Genomic DNA, 370 nt, shown 5'->3' with positions numbered 1-370 from the left:
ATCCCACAAATGGTGACTCGTAGGGGAATTGAACCCCTGTTACCGCCGTGAAAGGGCGGTGTCTTAACCTCTTGACCAACGAGCCATATTGGCTCCAAGGGTGGGGCTCGAACCCACAGCCTACCGGTTAACAGCCGGTTGCTCCACCGTTGAGCTACCTTGGAATATCCAACGTGGCTATGTCCTACTCTCCCAGGCAGTTTCCCACCAAGTACCATCAGCGCTAGAGAACTTAACTTCTGTGTTCGGAATGGGAACAGGTGTATCTTCTCTGCTATTATAACCACATTTTTTCTTGTTGCTAGGACAAGTATAATATTAACATTTTTTGTTATTTTTGTCAATACTTTTTTCAAACTTTTTTTCAGAG

Annotated in this window: 2 tRNA genes and 1 rRNA gene; all 3 read right to left on the bottom strand. The window is 45.1% G+C overall.

Annotation, left to right across the window (positions count from 1 at the left end):
- Positions 1 to 10: 10 nt before the first annotated feature.
- Positions 11 to 85, bottom strand: a tRNA-Glu gene (locus Q3287_RS19565).
- Positions 86 to 89: 4 nt separating this feature from the next.
- Positions 90 to 164 (bottom strand) — tRNA-Asn (locus tag Q3287_RS19560).
- Between the two features lie 7 nt (positions 165 to 171).
- Positions 172 to 288: ribosomal RNA gene (gene rrf / locus Q3287_RS19555) — 5S ribosomal RNA — on the bottom strand.
- Positions 289 to 370 lie beyond the last annotated feature (82 nt).

Source organism: Clostridioides sp. GD02404, assembly GCF_045898275.1.
GTDB lineage: Bacteria > Bacillota > Clostridia > Peptostreptococcales > Peptostreptococcaceae > Clostridioides > Clostridioides difficile_A.
Note: the sequence above shows the minus strand (reverse complement) of the source record. Positions and strands in the feature narration are given on the sequence as shown.